This window comes from Gammaproteobacteria bacterium (assembly GCA_013003425.1).
GTDB lineage: Bacteria > Pseudomonadota > Gammaproteobacteria > Steroidobacterales > JABDKV01 > JABDJB01.
Window position 1 is genome coordinate 1 of record JABDJB010000070.1, and the last position, 20,694, is coordinate 20,694.

Annotated in this window: 13 protein-coding genes; 8 read left to right on the forward strand and 5 right to left on the reverse strand. The window is 59.6% G+C overall.

Features of this window, described 5'->3' with window-relative positions; translation table 11 throughout:
* A partial coding sequence (locus HKN06_10305; protein NNF61701.1) for a hypothetical protein occupies nt 1-219 on the reverse strand: 219 nt, incomplete at its 3' end.
* A gap of 292 nt (nt 220-511) precedes the next feature.
* On the opposite strand from HKN06_10305, the gene HKN06_10310 reads away from it, so the two are divergent.
* Together HKN06_10310 and HKN06_10315 are read left to right on the forward strand one after the other, a co-directional pair.
* Entirely contained in the window at nt 512-4,492 is a 3,981-nt protein-coding gene (locus tag HKN06_10310) for a hypothetical protein (protein NNF61702.1), read from the forward strand.
* 249 nt (nt 4,493-4,741) lie between these two features.
* A complete protein-coding gene (locus HKN06_10315) occupies nt 4,742-5,722 on the forward strand; it encodes a GGDEF domain-containing protein (protein ID NNF61703.1) in 981 nt (326 codons plus the stop codon).
* A 22-nt stretch (nt 5,723-5,744) separates the two neighbouring features.
* Here HKN06_10315 and HKN06_10320 read toward each other — a convergent pair whose 3' ends face one another.
* Complete coding sequence (locus tag HKN06_10320; protein ID NNF61704.1) at nt 5,745-6,638, reverse strand: hypothetical protein; 894 nt, start codon at nt 6,636-6,638, stop codon at nt 5,745-5,747.
* Between the two features lie 139 nt (nt 6,639-6,777).
* Nucleotides 6,778-8,232, reverse strand: coding sequence for an O-antigen ligase family protein (locus HKN06_10325; GenBank protein NNF61705.1), 1,455 nt, complete (start codon nt 8,230-8,232; stop codon nt 6,778-6,780).
* A gap of 334 nt (nt 8,233-8,566) precedes the next feature.
* Between HKN06_10325 and HKN06_10330 the strand changes: the two genes are divergently transcribed.
* Genes HKN06_10330 through HKN06_10340 form a run of 3 tightly spaced genes read left to right on the forward strand, consistent with a single transcriptional unit; the run spans nt 8,567 to nt 11,361 of the window.
* Nucleotides 8,567-9,418, forward strand: a complete 852-nt coding sequence (locus HKN06_10330; protein NNF61706.1) for a hypothetical protein — start codon at nt 8,567-8,569, stop codon at nt 9,416-9,418.
* Between the two features lie 19 nt (nt 9,419-9,437).
* On the forward strand, nt 9,438-10,778 hold the full coding sequence (locus HKN06_10335) for a hypothetical protein (protein NNF61707.1): 1,341 nt from the start codon (nt 9,438-9,440) through the stop codon (nt 10,776-10,778).
* 25 nt (nt 10,779-10,803) lie between these two features.
* Complete coding sequence (locus HKN06_10340) at nt 10,804-11,361, forward strand: hypothetical protein (protein ID NNF61708.1); 558 nt, start codon at nt 10,804-10,806, stop codon at nt 11,359-11,361.
* Here the strand turns inward: HKN06_10340 and HKN06_10345 are convergent.
* Entirely contained in the window at nt 11,358-12,563 is a 1,206-nt protein-coding gene (locus HKN06_10345) for a M48 family metalloprotease (GenBank protein NNF61709.1), read from the reverse strand. The genes HKN06_10340 and HKN06_10345 overlap by 4 nt on opposite strands.
* A 39-nt stretch (nt 12,564-12,602) precedes the next feature.
* Nucleotides 12,603-14,288, reverse strand: a complete 1,686-nt coding sequence (locus HKN06_10350) for an NAD-dependent malic enzyme (protein NNF61710.1) — start codon at nt 14,286-14,288, stop codon at nt 12,603-12,605.
* A gap of 223 nt (nt 14,289-14,511) precedes the next feature.
* Between HKN06_10350 and HKN06_10355 the strand changes: the two genes are divergently transcribed.
* The 3 genes from HKN06_10355 to HKN06_10365 all read left to right on the forward strand — a co-directional run.
* The gene (locus HKN06_10355; protein ID NNF61711.1) at nt 14,512-19,083 is read left to right on the forward strand and encodes an ATP-grasp domain-containing protein; all 4,572 of its coding nucleotides are present in this window, start codon (nt 14,512-14,514) and stop codon (nt 19,081-19,083) included.
* A gap of 2 nt (nt 19,084-19,085) precedes the next feature.
* On the forward strand, nt 19,086-19,697 hold the full coding sequence (locus HKN06_10360) for a carbonic anhydrase (protein ID NNF61712.1): 612 nt from the start codon (nt 19,086-19,088) through the stop codon (nt 19,695-19,697).
* 32 nt (nt 19,698-19,729) lie between these two features.
* On the forward strand, nt 19,730-20,694 hold a 965-nt coding region (locus HKN06_10365; GenBank protein ID NNF61713.1), incomplete at its 3' end, for a fumarylacetoacetate hydrolase family protein.

Below are 20,694 nucleotides of genomic sequence, written 5' to 3' on the forward strand. Positions count from 1 at the left end.
GATGCCACCGCGGTAGCGTGCCACCGGTTTGTCGGCCAGCCGCACGATGTAGGCTGACCATGCATTCGGCGCGCGGGTCGCACCGGACTTGATCAGCTGTGCACGCTCTGCGGCAGCAGGTGCGGAAGGAATGCCATCTCCTTTGACTTTCTTTGCGTGAGCGCCGCCGGCAATCAGCAGTGCACTGGCCACGCAGGCAGCAAGCATCGGTTTTCTCATGGTCCTCTCCGTAATGACAGCCGACCGCAAAGGGCGGCAGGTGATGACTGGATTATTGGTGAGTAGGCCGGCTACCGGCAGACGGCGTTTCCCCCAGCCCGGACAGGGAAAAACCCCTACTGCCCCGGCCTGCGTTGCGCACTGCAACACACTGAGGTGAAAAGCCGGGCCGGCTGGGGGGTTTCACCCATACCGTGAAAACACGCCGGAATAAATACTTGCTCGCAATCAGGGATTTCCTGGGACCGCGCCGTGAAACAAGCGGCGGATGCCAATCCAAGAGGGCAGAAATATGAAACACAAACGACGACTCTGGCGACCCCTGGCCGCCGCCACGCTACTCGCCGCGCTCGCGGCCGGACCGGCACAGGCCGATCCGGTTGCCGCATTCGGCGATAACTTCTTCAAGTTCCCGACACCGCAGCCAGCTTGTACCGGTGTCGGACTGCGCACGACAGGCGCCTACTACAGCCGTCTCGACTGTGCTTTTGGCTACGTCGTCGTTACCGAGACTGACGAAAACAGCACGGTGTCTTTCGACATTCTCGATCCTGACGGAACCGTCGTCGAATCACAGGCCGGCAGCTGGCGTACTGATGACCTGGCATGGGAATTTGATATTGCCCCGGGCAACAACCTGGCTACCACGCCGCCAACCGCGTCGTGGCCGGCAGGGCAGTACACCTTGCGGGTCTCCGCGGTCGATGGCGTCCCCGGCAATTACGGCGAGCACAAGTTCTTTGTTAATGCCCTGACCGCCACGCTGACGTCGGTCGGTGGCCCGTTCGCACCGGGTCAGGACATCCCCGTCACCGGGCTGATTGGCCAGACCACCGAGGACACCTCGCTGGCCGGCGGTATCAGCACCACCGGAGTAGACGCAACGTACTCTCTGCAGATCACGGCCGCCGATGGCACGGTGCTCGGCACCCAGGGGCCGTACACGGCAGCCAATGACGGCACATTCAGCCAGACCATGGACGGCATGTTTACCAACGGTCTGGCCCCGCAAACCGTCTCCATCGACGTTATTGACGCGTCATACAACGATGCCACAACCGAAGACTGGGCGGCGGACAAAGCCGGCTCGGGATCCGCCGGCATCGAGGTCGATGACCCGGTCATGAAGATCAACAACTCGTTTGTTTCATCGGTCGGCTGGGTCAAACCCGGCGAGACCTATCCGTTCCGGGTGTTTGTCACCAACGGCACCGGTGCGGTTCAGAACAACGTGATGGTTGACATCCCTGTGCCAGACGGCACCGAGTTCACGGCGATCACCACGCTGACCGGTTCCGGCACCGCCGTGATAAATGCCGGCACGATTGACTGGAACATCGGCACGCTGGCGCCGGGCGCCACCGCCACGCTGGTGGCCAACGGCCAGGCCGATAGCGCGCTGGAAGACGATCAGATCGTCTGGAAGGACCTGTCCACGACTGCCAACCTGACCTACGACGGCGGCCCCGCCGGCGGTATCGACAGCGTCAGCCTTGGCCCGAAAGTGATCCCGCCGGATGACAGCTACAACACGGCACGCTTCGGTTTCCGCCCGTTCGTGGTGGTGCCGGTCGACTACCGTGACCGCAAGCACGAGGCCCATCACACCGGGCAGGCGCTGGCCGACAAGATCAACTCGCCGAATATCGTCGGTTCAGTTTTCAACCTGTGGCAGGAAATGTCGTTTGGCCAGCTGGTGCCGAATGCGGCCATTTCCTCGGCCGACAAGCAGACCGCCGATTTCACGGTTGACTGGAACGACCCGACCCGCGCCGACAACGAGTTCGTGTTTTCTGATCACACCCCGGCAGGCGCCTGCGCCGGCACCAAGCTAAGGGCCGATGGCAGCGAAAATGTCGCCGGCACCGCGCTTTACCCTGAGCGCATCAGCGGTGGCTGGTACCAGCTCCCGGGCGACACCAGCTACTACGGTGGCGACAAGTTTGGCGCCGGTTCCCTGGTTGGCGCCATTGGCGGCGTTGGACCGCTGTTCTCCATTGACGATGCCTGCGGTCCAACCGGCAAGGCCGTGTATGACTCAGCCGTCATCGCCGATCCGGAAATCGACTACAACGACTTCGATACTGACAAGGATGGCGTAGTCGACTTCTTCATGATGGTATTCGTCGGCATCGGCGGTAACGGCGACAGCCAGGTCAACGGCACGCCGTCGTACGACAACATCTGGCCGCACTCGTCCAGCCTGGAGTACTACTACCGTGATCCGGTCACCGGGCAGCGCGGCTACGTTTCTGACGACCAGCTCAAGGACCTGGAAGGCAATGAGCAGTGCTGGACTGACGCGACTTATTCAGCACATGCCACCTGCGGCGCCGGTGGTGATGCATCGCTGCCGAAATACGTGGCTGTCGGTCCGTACAACGTCAACCCGGAAGACTCCATTGACCAGGCCAGCGTGATTTCGCACGAATACGGCCACTCACTCGGACTGCCGGATTTCTATTGCCTCGGTTCGCTGGACTGCTACGGCGACTGGAACCTGATGGCATCGGATAAATCCCACCATATGGATATCTTCTCCAAGCAGGAGATGGGCTGGATCGTTCCGCAGCCTGTGCCGCTGGACGCAATGACCCCGGTGAGCAGCTGGCAGGACTCCAAGTTCGACACCGGCGAAATCGCCTGGCAGACCGCGACAGGCACGCCGTACACGCTGTCAGCGGGCAACGGCAACCAGGGCATACACAATGCCGAGGCCTACGTGGTCAAGCTGCCGCCAGAGCTGGTTATCGACCCGGCTAAAGTCGCCAACGATGCTTCAGCCTCGCACGTGTACTGGTCGGGTTCAGGCAACGACTTTGGCTGCGCCCCGACCGGCGGCCACAACCTGGATTTCGCCTTCTTCGACGGCGAAGTAAATCCGGGTGACTCGATCACCGTCAGCATGCAGTCCTACTGGGATATCGAGTGGGACTGGGACTACGCGTTCCTGCTGGTGTCTTTCGACGGTGGCTCAACCTACCAGTCCATCGCTTCGGATAACCTGTACACCACCGAGAGCTCGACCAACCCCAACCAGGTTGGCTGCCTCAATGACTGGGGCCGCGGCCTGACCGGCGTGAGCTCGTCGTATGACGCAGGCACACAGGAAACCGATCGTCTGCTGGCAAACTACGACGACAGTGCTTCGTTTATCCCGGACAGCTTCACGTTCAACGTCCCGGCCGAGTCAAACGGCGTCATCGTGCGCTTCTCGTACTTCACCGACCCCGCCTTTGTGCGCCCGGGCTGGTTCATCGACGACCTCGTGGTAACCAACAACACGACGGCCGAGACGCTGTACCAGTCTGACTTCGAAGACGGCCCGCGTGACCTGCGTATCTTCAACGGCGGCTGCAAGGATGACACCAAGGTGGCCGACATCTGCACCGATGGCTGGAACTACATTTCCTCCACCGAAGGCTCCACTGCCGACCATGCCTACTACCTCGAAATGCGTGACCGCTCCGGTTTCGATTTCGATGGCAACGGTGAGAACAGCCGCGGTCCGATTGCTTTCCAGCCGGGACTGCTGATGGTCTACACCGATGAGAACCGCGGCTACGGCAACACCGGTTCGTCCAATCATCCTAACCAGCATGTCGTGGATGCGAACCCCCAGCCAGGCAACAACTCGCCAAATCTCAATGATGCGGCGTTCACCGCCACGGGTGTTTCGTTCTTCTCTGACTACGGGCCGGATGGCTGGCTGCAGAACTACACCGATCCGGATGACCCGAAGGGTGAGGGTTCCTGGCGCCACCTGTTTAACTGCCTGCAGTTCAACGTGGTTAATATGACCGGCAACAACACGATCGGTCCAAACACGGTGCCGGGTGACCTGGTCGGTGATGTGACCTTCACCACTGACACCGCCGAGAATTGCGCCATCTTCAAGTACTGGCCGGACAGCGATATCGACAGTGACGGGATCGACGACCCCCTCGACAACTGCCCGGATCGCTTCAACCCGGGCCAGGAAGACAGCGACTCCGACCTGATCGGCGATGCCTGTGACAACTGCACAGACGTTGCTAACCCGAACCAGTGCGACAGCAATGGCGACGGTTATGGCAACCTGTGTGACACAGACACCGACAACAACGGCATTACCAATACCTTCGATCTGGCAATCCTGCGTGAGGACTTCGGTTCGACCAGCGCCAAGGATTCGGATTTTGACTGTAACGGTATCGTCAACACTTTTGACCTGTCGGTCATGCGCACCCTGTTTGGTCTCCCACCGGGACCGAGCGGTGTAGCTATCGAATAAGGGCGGAATAACTACCCACGTAACTGGCCCCGCTTCGGCGGGGCCTTTTTTTGCCTGCCAGGCGTGACTTTTCATTTTTGCGACAAGGCTCACACGTTTCAGGCCGCTGTGCGCGACATAAGCCTGTGTCCTGGGGGTTTACACCGATTCTGCACCGGCGCTGCTGCCGCCATACTTTTATAACGAAAACAGAGCGGATCATCGTTGGGGATTTCCGGTTGGCTGTGATCAGTTACGGGAGTACCCAGGATGAAACAACGCATTAAGTCACATTGCTTCTGGCCGACGGCCACCGCGCTCGCTGCAGCCATTTTCTTTTTTGACCTGAACCAGCCACTTGGCGTAGCCGGCGGCATGCCCTGCGTGTTGCTGGTGCTGCTGGCGCTGGCCACAAACTCCTTCCGGGCCGTTGCCGTACTGACGCTGACCGCAACAATGCTCATTCTTGCCGGGTATGCGCTGTCAGGAGCCGGAGCACCGCTGTCCGTTGTCACGGTAAACCGCGGCATGGCGCTGCTGATTGTGCTGGCAACCGGTATTACTGTCTGTCTCATTATCAACCAGCGGCAGCGACTGGAGATGATCACGCGGCTGGATCCGCTGACCGGTGTCTACAACCGCCACCACCTGCGCAGTGTGCTGGATCGCGAGATAAACCTGTGGCGCCGCGACGCGTCACCGTTATCAGTCATCATGCTCGACATTGATCATTTCAAATCCATCAATGACACGCACGGCCACCAGGCGGGAGACTTTGTCCTGCGCGCGGTCGCCGGCATTTGCGCGGAGAACATCCGCAACTCGGACTGGGTCTGCCGCTACGGTGGCGAAGAATTTGTCATCGTTCTGCCGCAAGCCCGCCATCGGGATGCCGGCGAGGTGGCTGAGCGCATCCGCCGCGCGGTGGGTGCAACCCGCTTTGAGGTTGGCGGCAGTTCCGCACGGGTTACGGTAAGTCTGGGTGTCGCTGAAGTGTCACCGCAGCATGTAGCTGCAGGCGACCTGCTGCACGCCGCCGACTTGGCGCTTTATGAGGCCAAAAACTCCGGCCGCAACAAGGTCAGCTACGATCGCGACACGAACCGGCACAAAAAGGCGCACGCGGGTGGAAATCCGCGCCGCGCTGGGGGTTTTCCCGCATTGTCCGCACGGCTGGGGGCGCGCAGTATAGTAACCGTCTCAAATACATATCCCCGTCATGAGGCAACTCCCATCAGGGCCTTCGTTTGAAGGCCCTTTTTTTTGGCCGGCTTCAGGGGCAGCCGGCCAGGCCGCTGGGACCCGGGGGCAGCAGGAACAAAGGCCGCATCCCGGCCAGGTCCGCCAGGTCCACGGTGCCGTCACCATTGAGATCGCCGTCTGCGTCGCCGGTCAGAAAAACACTGCGCAGAATGCTCAGATCGGTGAGGTCGGTTTCGCAGTCGTTGTTGAAATCACCGTCGCACTGGTTGCCAAACCCGTCGGCATTGCTGTCGCGCTGATCGGCGTTTGCTACCTGCGTGCAGTTATCCATGAAGTCCAGTACGCCGTCTTCGTCGCTATCGACAGGTGCGTTGGCAGTCACCGCCAGGCCAAAAAACCCGGTGACTACACAGCCGGAGCCGCCTGAGCCCGCGCCAGGGGCAAAGCAGTTGGGATAAGTATTTGTCGAATACGGCTGCTCGATTGCGATGGCGAGCAACGCCGACTGGCTCAGCGTCAACGTCAATATGCCAACACGGGCAAAACCCGGTTTGGTGCCGGTGGTACCACCAAAGCCGTTGCCGGCAAAATCATCGAACTGGATACCCGTGTAGCCGCCCGCTGTAAACTCGCCGTTCAATGTGGCGTCCCCGGCAATCATCACGTCCCACTGCCACGTTGCGTCGGTAACCAGCGCGGTATCGAAGGCAAGGTCAAAACCGCCACCCTGTACGGCAATGGTGCCGAAATCGATCCACACCTCCAGTTCGACCGTCAGGCCGTTGATCGATACGCTGCGTTCACCGCTTACTGAGTCATAGCTGCCACCTGCACCCACGAGGTACATACAGTTAGCCCCCGCACCCGGCTCGCCGTCGGCGCAGGGACTGGGCAGGTGACTGTCGGCACTCGCCACGCGACTACACATGATTAACAGTGGCAACAGGATTTTCAGTTTTGACATGGCGCTCTCCGCTGTAACGCGGTTGTTATTAGCATCGGCGGATTATACAGGTGCACCCCGCACCTGTTCTGCCGCTGTACTTATCCTTTTGAACTTTGGTCGCGGCTACAGGGAATGTCACATAACGCTGCGTAAAGTTTCACGGGCGCGGCGGATAAACCGGCGCGCGACCATGCTGCCAGAAGCGCGGCCGCAGTATGCCGTACTCATCCTCGTAGGCCGAGGTAATCTGCGGCAACACTGATACGTCTCGCAACGCGACGTGCAGCAGGCTCAGGCTTGCCAGCATGGCGCATAACATCAGCGCGATGTGGCGTTGCAGCGACCATTGCCGTACCGGCTGTTGCCGTTGCTGGTAAAGGAACAACATCCAGCCGGCAATAATCGCGAGATAGAGCTGGCTAAGTGGCATGACGATAATGCCGCTCAGCATGCTGTGCCCTGCTGCGGTCAGCACTGACCCGGTCAGTCCCGCAGCCAGGAGCCCGGTGTGGCCATCGTCACTGCCGTATTCCCGCCGTACAAACTGCAACCAGCGGATTACAGCCAGCGTTACCAGCAGCGTCATGATGACCAGTGACGGCAGGCCCCATTCGGCGGCCCACTGCAAAGCTGCGTTGTGCGGATGCGACCCGGTGTGATCGATTACAAATGCGTAGCTTTGCGGCCCGCCCCCAGGCACCGGGTCCGCCTTGATCATTTGCCAGGCTTCGGACCACATGGCGAAACGTCCGGATGTATGACCGGTTGCAAGACGGCCCAGTCCGGTCCCCGAATGCAGCGTGGCAACTGCTCTGAATCCCAGCAGGTAGCAAGCCATACCGGCCGCGGCGCTGACCAGCTGCAGCTGCAGCCACTTCAGGCCCGGGCGGCCCGCCAGCAACGGCACCAGTACCAGCGCAACCGTTATCGCCAGCATGGTTGCGCGCGTACCTGAAACCAGCAGCAGCAGCCACCACAATGCGGCAGTTACATATGACAGCCAGCGCAACGAGCGACGCGTACTGAATGCCGCCACGACAACAACCAGGGGTAGTGTCCAGCTCAACCACTGGGCAATAAAGCGAATATGCGAGAAGTTACCGAACAGGGCATCAACGAAAACCGGGTCACCGGTGCCAAGTGCCACGGCATAACGCGTCAGGAAACGAAACAGGTACAGGCCAACCGACGCGACGATTACCACCAACAGCGTGCGCTGCGCGGTGCCGCCATGAACCCGCATTATCGTCGCAACCAGCAAGGCGCTCCCGGCAATCGCCGCAAACAGCGCCACTTCGGCAAGCGAATAAGTCAGGCGAATCGAGCCGGAGTGACTCAGCACGGCGGACAGAACCCCGAACACCAGCACAAGGCCGAGAGCCCAGCGCGCCAGAGGCGGTAACAATTCAAAGCTCGCGAGCCACTCGGCGCGCAGCGACCGGGATGCGAGCAAAACCAGCATCAGGCACCCGTACAGGGCTATCTGCAGCAGCCGCTTGGTATCGTAGTAGCTGAGCCCGGCAAAGACATCAAAGTTTGGTGCGACGAGCAAAACGGACGCGATCAGAACGCCACAAGCCAGCGCAGCCTGTTCAGGTCGCGATTGTGTCATGCATTATTGCTGCGGCCGGTGAAGTGTGAACGGATTGTAACGCATCGACATACACAACAACTGTATGGGCCGGTAATCTGGCGCCCGACATCAGATGTTGTGTCCGAATCCTTCCTGACCGGCGGTTTCGACAACCGCATGATCAGCTTGCCCGACCACGGCGCCGTGTCCGGGCAAAAACACTACCTGCGCCGGACGCATCGCTGGCACGGCCGGTAACCTGCCCCTGGACAACCGGCGGCAGCTGCTGATATCGGCCTGACACACGCCGCATTGCCTGTCCGGTAATTCAGTGTGAGAATCAGGCACCCGCCACAAGGCACAGGTAGCCAGTATGCCGGACCACAAGCAGGACATTCTTCCCGACTCTTCGCAGGCGCTGGGCGAGGAGGTGCTGGATATCGGCCGGTTCGTCACCGCCGCGGTGGCACACCGTCTGCTGGTCTTCCTGGTTTTTGTCCTGTTTGTCGCCGCTGCAGTCGCTGTTGCTTTTCTGTATCCGAAGACTTATCGCGCAGAGATCGTGCTGGTGCCAGCCAGCAAATCGGCTGCCTCGTCGGCGCTTTCCTCGCTCGGTAGCCTGGGTAATCTGGCGGGGTTGATTGGCGTCGGTGGCGGCGACGCCAACTCGACTGTTGCGCTGGAGAAATTGCGCTCGCGCGGTTTTACCAAGCGCTTCGTCGAGCAGCACAAGCTCATCGAAACCCTGTTCCCCGAATACGAAGAAGAGAATCTGCGGTTGTGGGACGCCTACGAGCGCTTTGATGAGCTGCGCAACGTCGTATCGGAGGAGAACGGCACGCTGGTGCGGGTCATGGTTGACTGGCGCGACCCGCAGCTTGCTGCTCGCTGGGCCAACCAGCTGGTAGCAGACCTGAACGCGGAAATTCGCGAAGACGTCATTGAGGAGTCGCGTAAGAAGCTCAAGTACCTGGAGCGTGAATCAGAAACAACCAGCAACGCCAACCTGCGCGCCGCGATCTTCGGGCTGATGGAGGCAGAAATACAGGAAATCATGCTGGCCAGCGTTGTCGAAGAGTACGCATTCAAAATTGTCGATCCTGCCGAACCTCCCGATATTGAAGATTTTGTATTCCCGCGGCGCGAAATGATAATTCTCGCCGGTATCGTGCTGGGTATTCTGGTCGGCATGCTGGCCGCTTTCTTAAAGCACAGCAGACAGTGACGTCCTGACGGCCTGACTGATGAATATCGTGCGGCTGCGCAATACCATAGTCATCAGCGTGGTCGCTGCATACCTGCTTCTTAACTACGGCTTTCAGGTCGTCAAGATTCCACCAGGCCGCTACGCTATACCGGTTGGTGAGCTGTGCCTGGTATTTGCCATCCTGCTGTGCGCGCACCGCACTGTGCTGCCGCAATTCGCACGCACCGGCGTAATTTACGCATTCGGTGCCTGGTGGGCCATCTGCCTCGCGCAGCTCCTGTATGCGATTCCCAATCACGGTTTCTGGGCATTTCGCGATGCCAGCCAGTTTATTGAATCAAGCTTCCTGTACCTCGGCTTCTGCCTCAGCACTCATGAGATTGCGCGGCTGAAGCGCTGGACTCCCTGGTTTCTGTTTGTCGCAGTTCTGTATGGGCTTACCTATCCGGCACGAGAGTTCTTCCAGCAGTTTTCACCGATTCTCGAAACCAGCTCCGGTGGCACCGCGTATCTCATCTTCACTTACATTTCGACGCCAACGCTGCTGATACTCGCCGCGTTCATGCTGATCATGTACGCCGGACAGGCACGCCGTTCCGAGCGCGGGTTATTGTTGTTCCTGGCAGCGGGGCTGCTCGGCTACACGGTTTATGCCTTCCAGCAGCGCACAATCTACCTGCAGATTCTGACCCTGGTGATACTGGCGGTAATTATGAACAGGCGTTTTCGCCGCCTTCTTCCAGCCATTGCCGTGCTTTTTATTGCTTTCCTCGCGGTATTTCCCTATTTCGGTATCGACCTGCAGGGACGCCTGGGTATGGAGGCCGGGCTGGGTTTTGTCGTTAATCACCTGCTGGCCATCGGTGGTGTCTCCAGCGAAGGACTCGAGGGCACCGCCGGCGGGGTTGGTCAGCGGCTTGGCTGGTGGTACGGGATCTTCCTGCGGGTTTCGGACAACTGGCTAACCGCGCTATTTGGCCTGGGCTACGGCCAGCCGCTCATCGAATTCCGTTACAGGGAAGCCGGCCTGATCGTGCGCGAACCACACAACTCGGTGATGACGGCGTTCGGCCGCACCGGCATAGCGGGACTGACGGCGTGGCTCACAGCGCAGCTTTATCTCGGTTTCGTGTGGCTCAAGACCTACCGGTACGCAGTAAGCCACGCTCACGCAAACACCATCGTCTTTCTGCGCATCGTACTGTTCTACTCAGCACTGATCTGGGTATTCTCGCTTGGCGAGGACGCGTTCGAAAAGCCGTTTCACACCGTTCCGTATTACTTCCTGTGGGGCTGCGCGCTGAAGATCAGGCTCGAGCAGCGGGCGCGCGAAATCACTGCCGTAAGCCGGCTGCAACCGGCAGCGCAACCCGGCTGACTCTTTCGCCATCATGCGCAGCCTGTTGCCACTCATGATTCTGGCGTGTGCCTGCACGCCGGTTCGCTACGCCGCGATCGACACTCCAGAGCAATCCGGCGTGGTTTCAGGTGGAGCGGTGTTGGCCACACGCATCGTGCAGCTCACCGATGTGCTGCTGACGCTCGGCCCGAACATCGATCCTGACGAGGCCGTCATGCTGGCCGACACCGCCGTGCGTTTTTCACTACAGCAGGTGGCTGACTACCGACTGACAAAGCCGCCGCTGGCACACAACGTGCTGGTCAACGCTGGCCTCAAACCACGCGGGCTTTGCATACACTGGACCGAAGACCTGCTGACCCGTTTGCACGAACTGGATACGCACAGCTTCCAGCTGTGGTGGGGCGTAGCCGACCGTCCCACGCCATTTCATGTCGAGCACAGCACGGTGGTCGTAACTGCCAGCGGCGAGCCGTTTGTATCCGGCCTCGTGCTCGATGGCTGGCGCAACTCGGGATGGCTTTACTGGGCTCCTGTCGCAGCGGATAAATACCGCTGGAACGTAATGGGTAACTACATCAGCGGAACCGGGCTCGACTAGTCCAGGACGATATCCGCATCAATGGTCTGGCAGATGAACCGGCGTGGCACCTGCAGCTCGTCGGCCACCTGCTGTAGCACCGCACGTTCTACCCCCAGTACATCGCCGCTGGCGCGGGCTATGATGCACAGGTCATGCAACAGCTGCATGCGCTGCGGCACGCTGGTGGATTCGCGAACCTGTGCCAGGCGTGCCGGCAGCTCAGATTTGAGCTTCTGGATACTCAACCTGTCGGTAAAACTGCCGCTGCCAAAAAATCGCTCGAACACTGCTATCTCTTCGGTGCTGATATCGTCATTGGCATCGGCCACCGCCAGTGCCCCGGCAAACAAGGCGCGGCGCATGGCTTCTGCGCCCGGCGTGCGGCCCTCCATATAGCTCGGCTCCATCAGGCTCATCAGTCGCTGCACGGCGACTTCCAGATCCTCCTTCGTCATGCCGTCACGTCGGGCGAGTCGGGACTGGTGAAACAACTGCAATGCCTTTACCCGCAACGGACTGAATGGATGGGTCGAAAACCAGTCTTCCTTCGGCGCTCCCTGCCCCGGTTCTGCCGCGACAATCTGCATATCATCAACCTGAGTCAGGAAGGCATCCAGATCGAACTGCACCACACTGCCGGTCAGCCCGGAAGCCAGCTTGAACAGTGCCCGCGCGACGGCATCCAGGTCCTGTGCGCAATGCGCACCGGCCCGGTCGGCGGATATCTCGGCGTAGCGCGACCAGGCAAACAACTCCAGCGCCAGCGCCACATCCGGACGGGTACCGCCACGCAAGATGTAGCCGATGGGGATGTCGTGGTGATGGTAAACATGGTGTCCCAGCTCGTGCCCCATGACAAAGCGCAGTTCGGTGTTGTCAAAACCCTCGAGCAGGCTGGACGAGAACATGACGAACAGGCGCCCCGCTTCGGGTTTGAAACACGCTGCGTTGAACTGCGGGCCGGGGAAGACGTACAGCTCCACCGGTATATCCATAGCCAGCGCCTCGATACAGGCGTCGGCGGCGTAATGCACGCTGCCGGCCATGACACGGCTTAGGCGCACCGATGTGGCCAACAGGCGACGGCGCAAGGTGATATCGCCCTTCTCGGACTGTTTTTCCAGCATGTCATTGGTGCGCACAACATCGGGGTGCTGCAACAATTTGCTGTACAACTTTGCGTCGTTGTCACAGCGAATCTGTGCGGCATTGCTGGTCATGAAGTACCTGCCCTGTTACCGAAAAGCGATATTGCCCGCTCAGACTCGCCGATAATCGCGATACTCCGGCCACCACATGGCATCAGCTATCAGCGCGTCTACATCCCTGTCGCTGCTGCCGTCGGCGGCGCCTTCAGCACATGCCTGCTGTATCACCGACCGCGTTACCGCGACGGTTACCTCACGCAATCGGTCAATTCCCGGAAACAGCATGCCTGCACTTACCTCCGCATCATTAACCTGATGGGCAAGCGCCTGTGCCGCTGCCGTAATCATCGCGTTGCTGATACGTCCCGCGCCGCACAGCAGGGTCCCCAGGCCCAGGCCGGGGAAAATGAACACATTGTTGCCCTGACCAATGCGGTATTTTTTGCCGCCAAATTCCACCGGCGCAAACGGGCTGCCAGTTGCAACAAGAACGCGCCCATCTGTCCATCGGTACAGGTCTTCCGGCTTCGCCTCGGCGAGGCTGTCGGGGTTGGAAAACGGCAGCACGACAGGACGTTCGCAGTAGCCAGCGATCTTGCGCACTATTGGCTCGCTGAAGGCGCCGGCCTGCCCGGATGAGCCAATCAGCACCGTTGGCCTGAAATGCTCAACCACGGCAGCGAGGTCGCGCGCACCATCCTCAGGAAAGCCGTAATGCCTCGCACCCTCGACGTCCCATGCCAGCTCGCGTTTGTAGCTGTCGCGGATTTCACGATCGTCGACCAGCAGTCCGCGGCTGTCGAGCACGCCCAGCATAGGGGGCCCGCCCTGCTCCCCTTGCGTAGCTGCCAGCCCGGCGCGAATCTGACGAGCTATCCCCAGGCCGGCAGCGCCCGCGCCGAAAATAACGATTCGCTGATCGGCAAGTGACTGCCCCGTGATACGCATCGCGCTCATCAGGCCGGCGAGCGCCACGGCCCCGGTGCCCTGGATATCGTCATTAAAAGACGGGAAATCGAAACGATAGCGCTCGAGAATATTCAGCGCGTTGTCCTTGCGAAAGTCCTCCCACTGGATAAGAACACCGGGAAACAGTTCGCGGCATGCCGTTACGAACTCCTCTATCAGGCTGTCGTAATCCCCGCCACGCAGGCGTGGCTCGCGCCAGCCGACATAAAGATCATCGGCGAGCAGCCGCTCGTTGTTTGTGCCCACGTCCAGGCTGACTGGCAATGTGCCAGACGGATGGATGCCGGCACCCGCCGTGTAAAGGGCAAGCTTGCCAATTGATATCGCCATGCCTCCGGCACCCTGGTCACCGATTCCGAGAATGGATTCGTTATCGGTAGCAACGATGAGCTCGATGTTGCGGCCACGCACTGCGGCCTGCAGCACTTCGCGAATACGTCCGCGAAAATCAGGGGTAATCCAGACCCCTCTGGCGCGTCGCAACACATGACTGAAATTACTCGTCGCCTGTGCCACCGTGGGCGTGTAGACGATAGGCATGAATTCCTTCAGATGCTCGACCAGCACCCGGTAGAACAACTGCTCGTTACGATCCTGCAGCGCCATCAGGCCGATGTACTTTTCCATCGGCGTCTCCTTGGCGTGCACCGAGGAGTAGACCCGCTGGGCCTGCAGATCCATGCCGAGCACGGCACTGGGCAACAGCCCCTCCAGGCCAAAATCGACCCGTTCGCGGCGGGTGAAAGCGGTCCCCTTGTTCAGCAGCGGGTCACGGATCAGGTCGATACCGCCGGCCAAAACCTTCTGCTGTGTCGATTTTCCGGCCATGCGCGTCGTCCCCTTGTTACCGTTGTTATTCGAGCCCTTGGAGTTTTATAGACCACTTCAGGCCTGGCTGACAGGTGCCGGCGCCGGCACCCTTCGTCTTGCGCTGCAATAAATCGGCCATGCCGTGAATTTACACGGCGCGGCCGATGCTATTTAATCACTAACGGGCAGCTGGTGCGCGCTGCCCCGGGGTCCGGAATCCGCACGAGGATCAAACGATTAGATGGTTCAGAGTACGGCCAGCAAAGCTTCTGTCTGGGTGCCGGACGAGATGTTCGCCCGGGCGGAGCGTGATGCGCGCGACTACTCGGTCTTTCCGGGCAACCGGCCGCCCAGCGCAAGCGCGCCGATCCAGGGGCTGGTTACTTCGGAGTATTGTCACGCCCGCGCTGAGGAGCTGCAGGATCTTGCGGTAGACCAGTATATCGCCGAGGTGCTGGAGCCGGCAGAAATGCCAAAGCGGCCCAGCGCGCGCCAGATCGTCAAAAAGCTCAAGGGAAAAGTTCTCGAGGAAGTCTCCAACGGTCCGCTGTATGCGGTTGAAATTGAACTTGCCTGCGAAGCAGGGCCGCGGCGCGTCGGCATACTGGCGCAGAACCGCGAGGTCAGTAACGGCGTGTGGGGGCCGGAGCATCACCTGCAGGCGGTCGAGCTGGTACGGAATTTTTCTGACCTGGCAATGCCGATCGTCACCTTCATGGACACGCCGGGCGCTGACGCCGGCGCCGACGCCAACAAGAATAACCAGGCGCACACTATCTCCCGCTTGCTTGCTGAGATGTGCAACCTGCACGTCCCGACGGTAGGCATTGTCTATGGCCTCGGCTTTTCCGGTGGTGCCATCCCGCTCGCCGCGACCAACGTGCTGCTGTGCGTGCGCACCGCTGTGTTCAATACGATTCAGCCAAAAGGCCTTGCGAGCATCGCCCGGCAATACAACCTCTCGTGGCAGGAGTGCGCGCGCTATGTCGGCCTGTCGTCATACGAACTGCTGACAAAAGGCGTCATCGACGGCGTTATCGACTTTGTGCCTGACGACAAGGATGCCGACATCGAGCCACTGCAGCGTGCAATCTGCAGCTCGATAGATTCCATTGAGCAAACCTCACGGCTGTTCACCGCGCAGGAGCCGGCGGTGCTCGGCCAGTACCAGAGAGCGGTCAACCGTTTCCTGCACCCGTCGCCAGAACTGAAAAAGATAAAATCGGTTTCCGCATTTTCTTTCTCCGATGCGCGTCGTGCAGTGCCCGATGTCTTTGGCCTCAGTATGCGTCACCTGCGCTACATCGGGCTGCGTCGCCGCCTGCGTACGTCAACGCTGGAAGCCTACGGGCGCCTCGCCGAGGTGGAAATCCCGGCCGGTGATCTGCAGGAGCGTACGCGCCAGACCCGTGAAAAGGCGTTTACCGAGTGGCTGCAAGACCCGGATCGCATCGTTTACAACGAGCAACTTGCCAAGGCCCTGAAGACCTACCGTCAGCGCCGCGATGGCCTCGCCAAGGACCGTGGCCGCCTGACATCGCTGCTGCTGGGTGAGCCGCAACGCAACTATGAGAACGCACGCGAAGCGTTGTGCTTCAACCTCGGTCTCTACCTGTACAACCGCTGGAAAACAGCGTCTCCGTACAATTTCCGGCGTCTCATTGAGATGCTTGCGACAAAAGAACACCGGCGCAGCGGCGACGAAATCGGCGATATCCCGGATACTGAAGTCACCGTTCGTGACGTAATTTTTGATGGCGAGTTGCGGCGCACGCTGACCAGGCACTTCGTCAACCTGCTTATTTTCGATGCGCTGTACGACTCTATCGTTAACGGTTTCGCCGATATCGCCGAAGAAGCACGCCGCGATCACAGCATTTCGAAGGAATTGCTGCAGAAGATACTGGAAAGCTCGCTGCAGACAGCATCGCGCCAGGTACAGAGCGATGCCGGTATGGACGAAACCGGTAAATTCATGAGCGCCAACTCGGATCTGTTCTCTGACTGGATCCGGTACTTCATCAAATTCAGCGGACGCGGCGCATTTCTCAAGGAAGTCGAGGAGTGGAAGCGCGTTGCTTTTACCCGCCTGTCTGATGCGTTGCTGGTACTGATCACGTTTATATTCGAGACGTTGGTTCCCGGATTTTTTGATGCGCAAACCAGCAACAAATCATACGACGGCAAGATCAAGCCAAAGCGTATCGGCAAACGCAAGGATTTCTGGAACCAGCTGGAAATCGCCTACAACGATGTCCTGGTGCAGCGGGTACTCGATGACCTGAAGAAACAGAAGCTGACGACTGTCGATGCGATAAAAGATCGTTTCTTTACTGACTTCCAGGAACTTAACGCCAACCTGATGACGGCCGACCCGGTTAACTTTCCCGGCTTCCGCCTGTCCATCGAACGGGCATTAAAGAAGGGCGAGACACCTTGTGGCGTGATTACCGGCATCGCCAACCTGGCGTTTGGCTCACGCCGCAAGGTCGGCGTGTTGATCAGCAACACCGCATTTCAGGCCGGCGCATTCGACATGGCTGCCAGTGAAAAACTTTCACGATTGCTGAATGAATGCGTCAGCCAGCGGCTACCGGTGATCTGTTTTGTATCGTCTGGCGGAATGCAGACAAAAGAAGGTCCCAATGCGCTTTTCGCAATGGCGATTTCCAATGACCGCATTACCCGTTTCGTGCGTGACAACGACCTGCCTATTATCGTATTCGGCTTTGGTGACTGCACCGGCGGCTCGCAGGCAAGCTTTGTGACCCACCCGATGGCGCAGACCTATTATTTCAGCGGCTGCAACATGCCGTTTGCCGGCCGCGTCGTAGTACCCTCATTTTTGCCGTCGCAATACATCGTTTCGAACTACCTGTCAGCCAATCCCGATTCGATGCGTGGGCTGGTGCATCATCCCTTCGCGCCCGACCTCGATGACCGGCTGCGTGAAATAGACCCGCAGATTCCGCTGCCGACGGAAAGTGTGGAAGAGGTCGTGGAGCGAATCTTCCGCGGTGGTTACCTGCCCGAAGCAAGAAAGTCGGAAGAAACCGACACCCGCAGTTACGTCCGCTCTCTGATGCAGCCGATAAACAGAGTGCTGATTCATGCGCGCGGCTGCACGGCGGTAAAGCTTGTGCGTATCGCAAAGCGCCGCGGCACCACTGTGGTACTGGTGCAATCCGACCCGGACATGGATTCGGTCGCTGCCGACATGCTCACCGGGGCGGATGAAGTCGTCAGCCTGGGCGGGCAGACGCCGGACGAAAGCTATCTCAATGCAATGAGCGTATTCGCGATTGCATCGAGAGAGCGGGTCGATGCCCTGCACCCGGGTATCGGCTTCCTGTCCGAAAACGAGGAATTTGCCCGTACCTGTCGCAAGCGCGGGCTGAATTTTGTCGGCCCATACGCCAAAAACATGGAGGTGATGGGCAACAAGTCCAACGCCATAAATACAGCCATCGCCAACAAGGTGCCGGTGGTGCCGGGCAGTCACGGTATCCTGACCAGCGCCGGGGCAACCGAGCAGGTCGCCGAGAACGTCGGCTACCCGGTGCTGCTAAAGGCGGTGCACGGTGGCGGCGGCAAGGGCATCAAGATAGTACGAAGTGCCGATCGCATTCGCGACGCATTCGCAACCGTCTATGCCGAGGCCAAAAGCGCTTTTGGCAGCGGCGATCTTTACCTGGAGAAGTTCGTCGAGTCGCTGCGGCACATCGAGGTGCAGATCCTGCGTGACTTTCACGGCAACACCAGAATACTCGGCCTGCGTGACTGCAGCGTTCAGCGCAATAATCAGAAGATCCTCGAAGAATCCGAATCGGTGCGGCTGCCGGAGCGGCTTGAGCTGGATGCCTACCAGTACGCGCGCGATCTGGCCAACGCCATCGATTATCTCGGTGCCGGAACCGTTGAATTTATCTACGACCTGCGCGAAAACGCCCTGTACTTCATGGAGATGAATACCAGGTTGCAGGTAGAACACCCGGTAACCGAATGGACTACCGGTATCTCGATTGTCGACCAGCAGTTCCGCATCGCCGAAGGTGGCAGCATCGAGGACATGGAGGTCACCAGGAATGGCTACTCCATCGAGGCACGCATCAACGCCGAGAAAGGCGTGTTCGATGCCGATGGCTCGATCGACCTGATGCCGTCACCCGGCACCGTGACGGAGTGTCATTTCCCTGCTGACGACGACATCGAAGTAATTGCAACGGTTGCGAAAGGCAAGAGCGTATCGCCGTTTTACGACAGCATGGTGGCGCAGGTGATTGCCTACGGCAGCGACCGGCGCGACGGTATAGAAAAGTTGCGACGCTACCTGGAATCGGTACAGATCCAGGGTATCTGCACCAACATACCGTTACTCACGCGCATACTTGGAGATACCACCTTCCAGAAGGGCCAGTACGACACCACTTACCTGCCGGAATTTCTTTCCCGCACGGATGGCGACAGGCTGGTTGCCGAGATGGCGCAGACCGGCGCTACAGCCGGCAGCGAAACCTCGATCGAAATCGACGGCTCCGACGAGCTCAAGGTGCTGGCGCCGCAAACCGGTATTTTTTACGCGACCCCATCGCCTTCCGAGCCAGCCTATGTTTCAGTTGGCGACCGGGTGACGCTGGATGAGACCCTGTGCCAGATCGAAGCGATGAAAATGTTCACGTCTGTATCCCTTGCCAGCTTCAACGGCACTCAGCAGGTTTATCCGGAACGCCAGTATGAGGTGGTCCGTATCAACCAGGCCAATGGCGCACAGGTAAACGCCGACGACCTGCTGTTTGTCGTTAAACCGGTCTGATCATGCTGTCGGCAGCCGAAGCATTACAGCGACTGCGGGAAGGTAACGGCCGGTTTGTCGGCCGCCTGCGTGATTCAGGGCACGCCGAGGTCAGCTTCGATCTGGACCAGCTGGTTGCCGATCAGCGTCCCTTTGCCATCGTGCTGGGCTGCTCCGACTCGCGTGCGCCGGTAGAGATAATCTTTGATCAGGGGCCGGGTGACCTGTTCGTGGTAAGGGTTGCAGGCAACATCGTTGCGCCGTCGCTGATTGGCAGCATCGAGTTTGCCGCCACCAAGTTTGATACCGGGCTGGTAGTGGTGCTGGGTCACAGCCGTTGCGGCGCCATTGCCGAGAGCCTGGCTGTCATGCGCGGTGAAACGACTGCGCCGTCGGACAACCTGCAGGAAATTATCGCCAGCATCGGGCCGACGCTGGAATCCCTGCCACATACGTGTGATCAGAACGAACTGGCGCGCCGGGCCACGCGCGCCAACGTCGAGCACTCCATGCGGGAGCTGCTGAGGCGCTCGGAAATTCTCAGCCGCCTGGTGGACGAGCAGCGCCTGACAATAGTTGGCGCCGAGTATGCGCTTGAATCCGGCCGGGTCGAGTTTTTTGCTGACGGGGCGTAGACTGCCCGTTCGCTTAAGCACAGAGACAGACGATGAAACTGGCCAGCCTCAAAGAGGGCGGGCGTGATGGCACACTGATTCTGGTCAGTCGTGACCTGACGCGCGCCGTACGCACGACCGGAATCGCCGCCACCATGCAGCAGCTGCTGGATGACTGGAGCACACTGGCGCCACCGCTGCAGGACAAGGCCATTGAGCTGGAAGCCGGCAAGGCCGACGGTGAATTCTCGTTCGACCCGACCCAATGCGCGGCACCGCTGCCGCGCGCTTATCACTGGGTCGATGGTAGTGCTTACGTCAATCATGTCGAACTGGTACGCAAAGCGCGGGGCGCAGAAATGCCGGAAAGCTTCTGGCACGATCCGCTGGTGTACCAGGGTGGCTCGGATGATTTTCTCGGGCCATGCGATGACATCGCTGTGCCGGGCGAAGAGCACGGCATCGACATGGAAGCCGAAACGGCCGTCATCACCGATGATGTGCCGATGGGAACGAAAGCAGCCGATGCCGGCCGGCACATCAGGCTACTGATGATTGTCAACGATGTCTCGCTACGCGGGCTGATACCTGGCGAACTGGCCAAAGGCTTTGGCTTCTACCAGTCCAAGCCTGCTACGGCATTTTCTCCGGTAGCGGCAACCCCGGATGAGTTGGGCGACGCTTTCTCCAACGGCACCTTCAGCCTGCCGCTTATAACGCAGCTCAACGGCGAGCTTTTTGGTCAGCCCGAGTGTGGCGTTGACATGACATTCAACTTCGAGCAGTTGATTGAGCACGTAAGCAAAACCCGTAATCTCGGCGCCGGCACTATCATCGGCTCCGGCACCATCTCCAACTACGACCGCAGCCGCGGCTCGAGCTGCCTGGCTGAAAAACGCATGCTGGAAACTCTCGAACACGGAAAACCGATTACACCGTTCATGAAATACGGTGATCGTGTCCGGATCGAGATGCTCGACAAAAATGGCGCCAGCATCTTCGGCGCCATCGACCAGAA

Coding starts and splice junctions, on each gene's coding strand:
- HKN06_10315 (NNF61703.1), top strand. CDS start 4,742: ATGAAACAACGCATTAAGTCACATTGCTTCTGGCCGACGGCCACCGCG.
- HKN06_10345 (NNF61709.1), bottom strand. CDS start 12,563: ATGACCAGCAATGCCGCACAGATTCGCTGTGACAACGACGCAAAGTTG.
- HKN06_10310 (NNF61702.1), top strand. CDS start 512: ATGAAACACAAACGACGACTCTGGCGACCCCTGGCCGCCGCCACGCTA.
- HKN06_10355 (NNF61711.1), top strand. CDS start 14,512: ATGGTTCAGAGTACGGCCAGCAAAGCTTCTGTCTGGGTGCCGGACGAG.
- HKN06_10360 (NNF61712.1), top strand. CDS start 19,086: ATGCTGTCGGCAGCCGAAGCATTACAGCGACTGCGGGAAGGTAACGGC.
- HKN06_10350 (NNF61710.1), bottom strand. CDS start 14,288: ATGGCCGGAAAATCGACACAGCAGAAGGTTTTGGCCGGCGGTATCGAC.
- HKN06_10320 (NNF61704.1), bottom strand. CDS start 6,638: ATGTCAAAACTGAAAATCCTGTTGCCACTGTTAATCATGTGTAGTCGC.
- HKN06_10330 (NNF61706.1), top strand. CDS start 8,567: ATGCCGGACCACAAGCAGGACATTCTTCCCGACTCTTCGCAGGCGCTG.
- HKN06_10325 (NNF61705.1), bottom strand. CDS start 8,232: ATGACACAATCGCGACCTGAACAGGCTGCGCTGGCTTGTGGCGTTCTG.
- HKN06_10335 (NNF61707.1), top strand. CDS start 9,438: ATGAATATCGTGCGGCTGCGCAATACCATAGTCATCAGCGTGGTCGCT.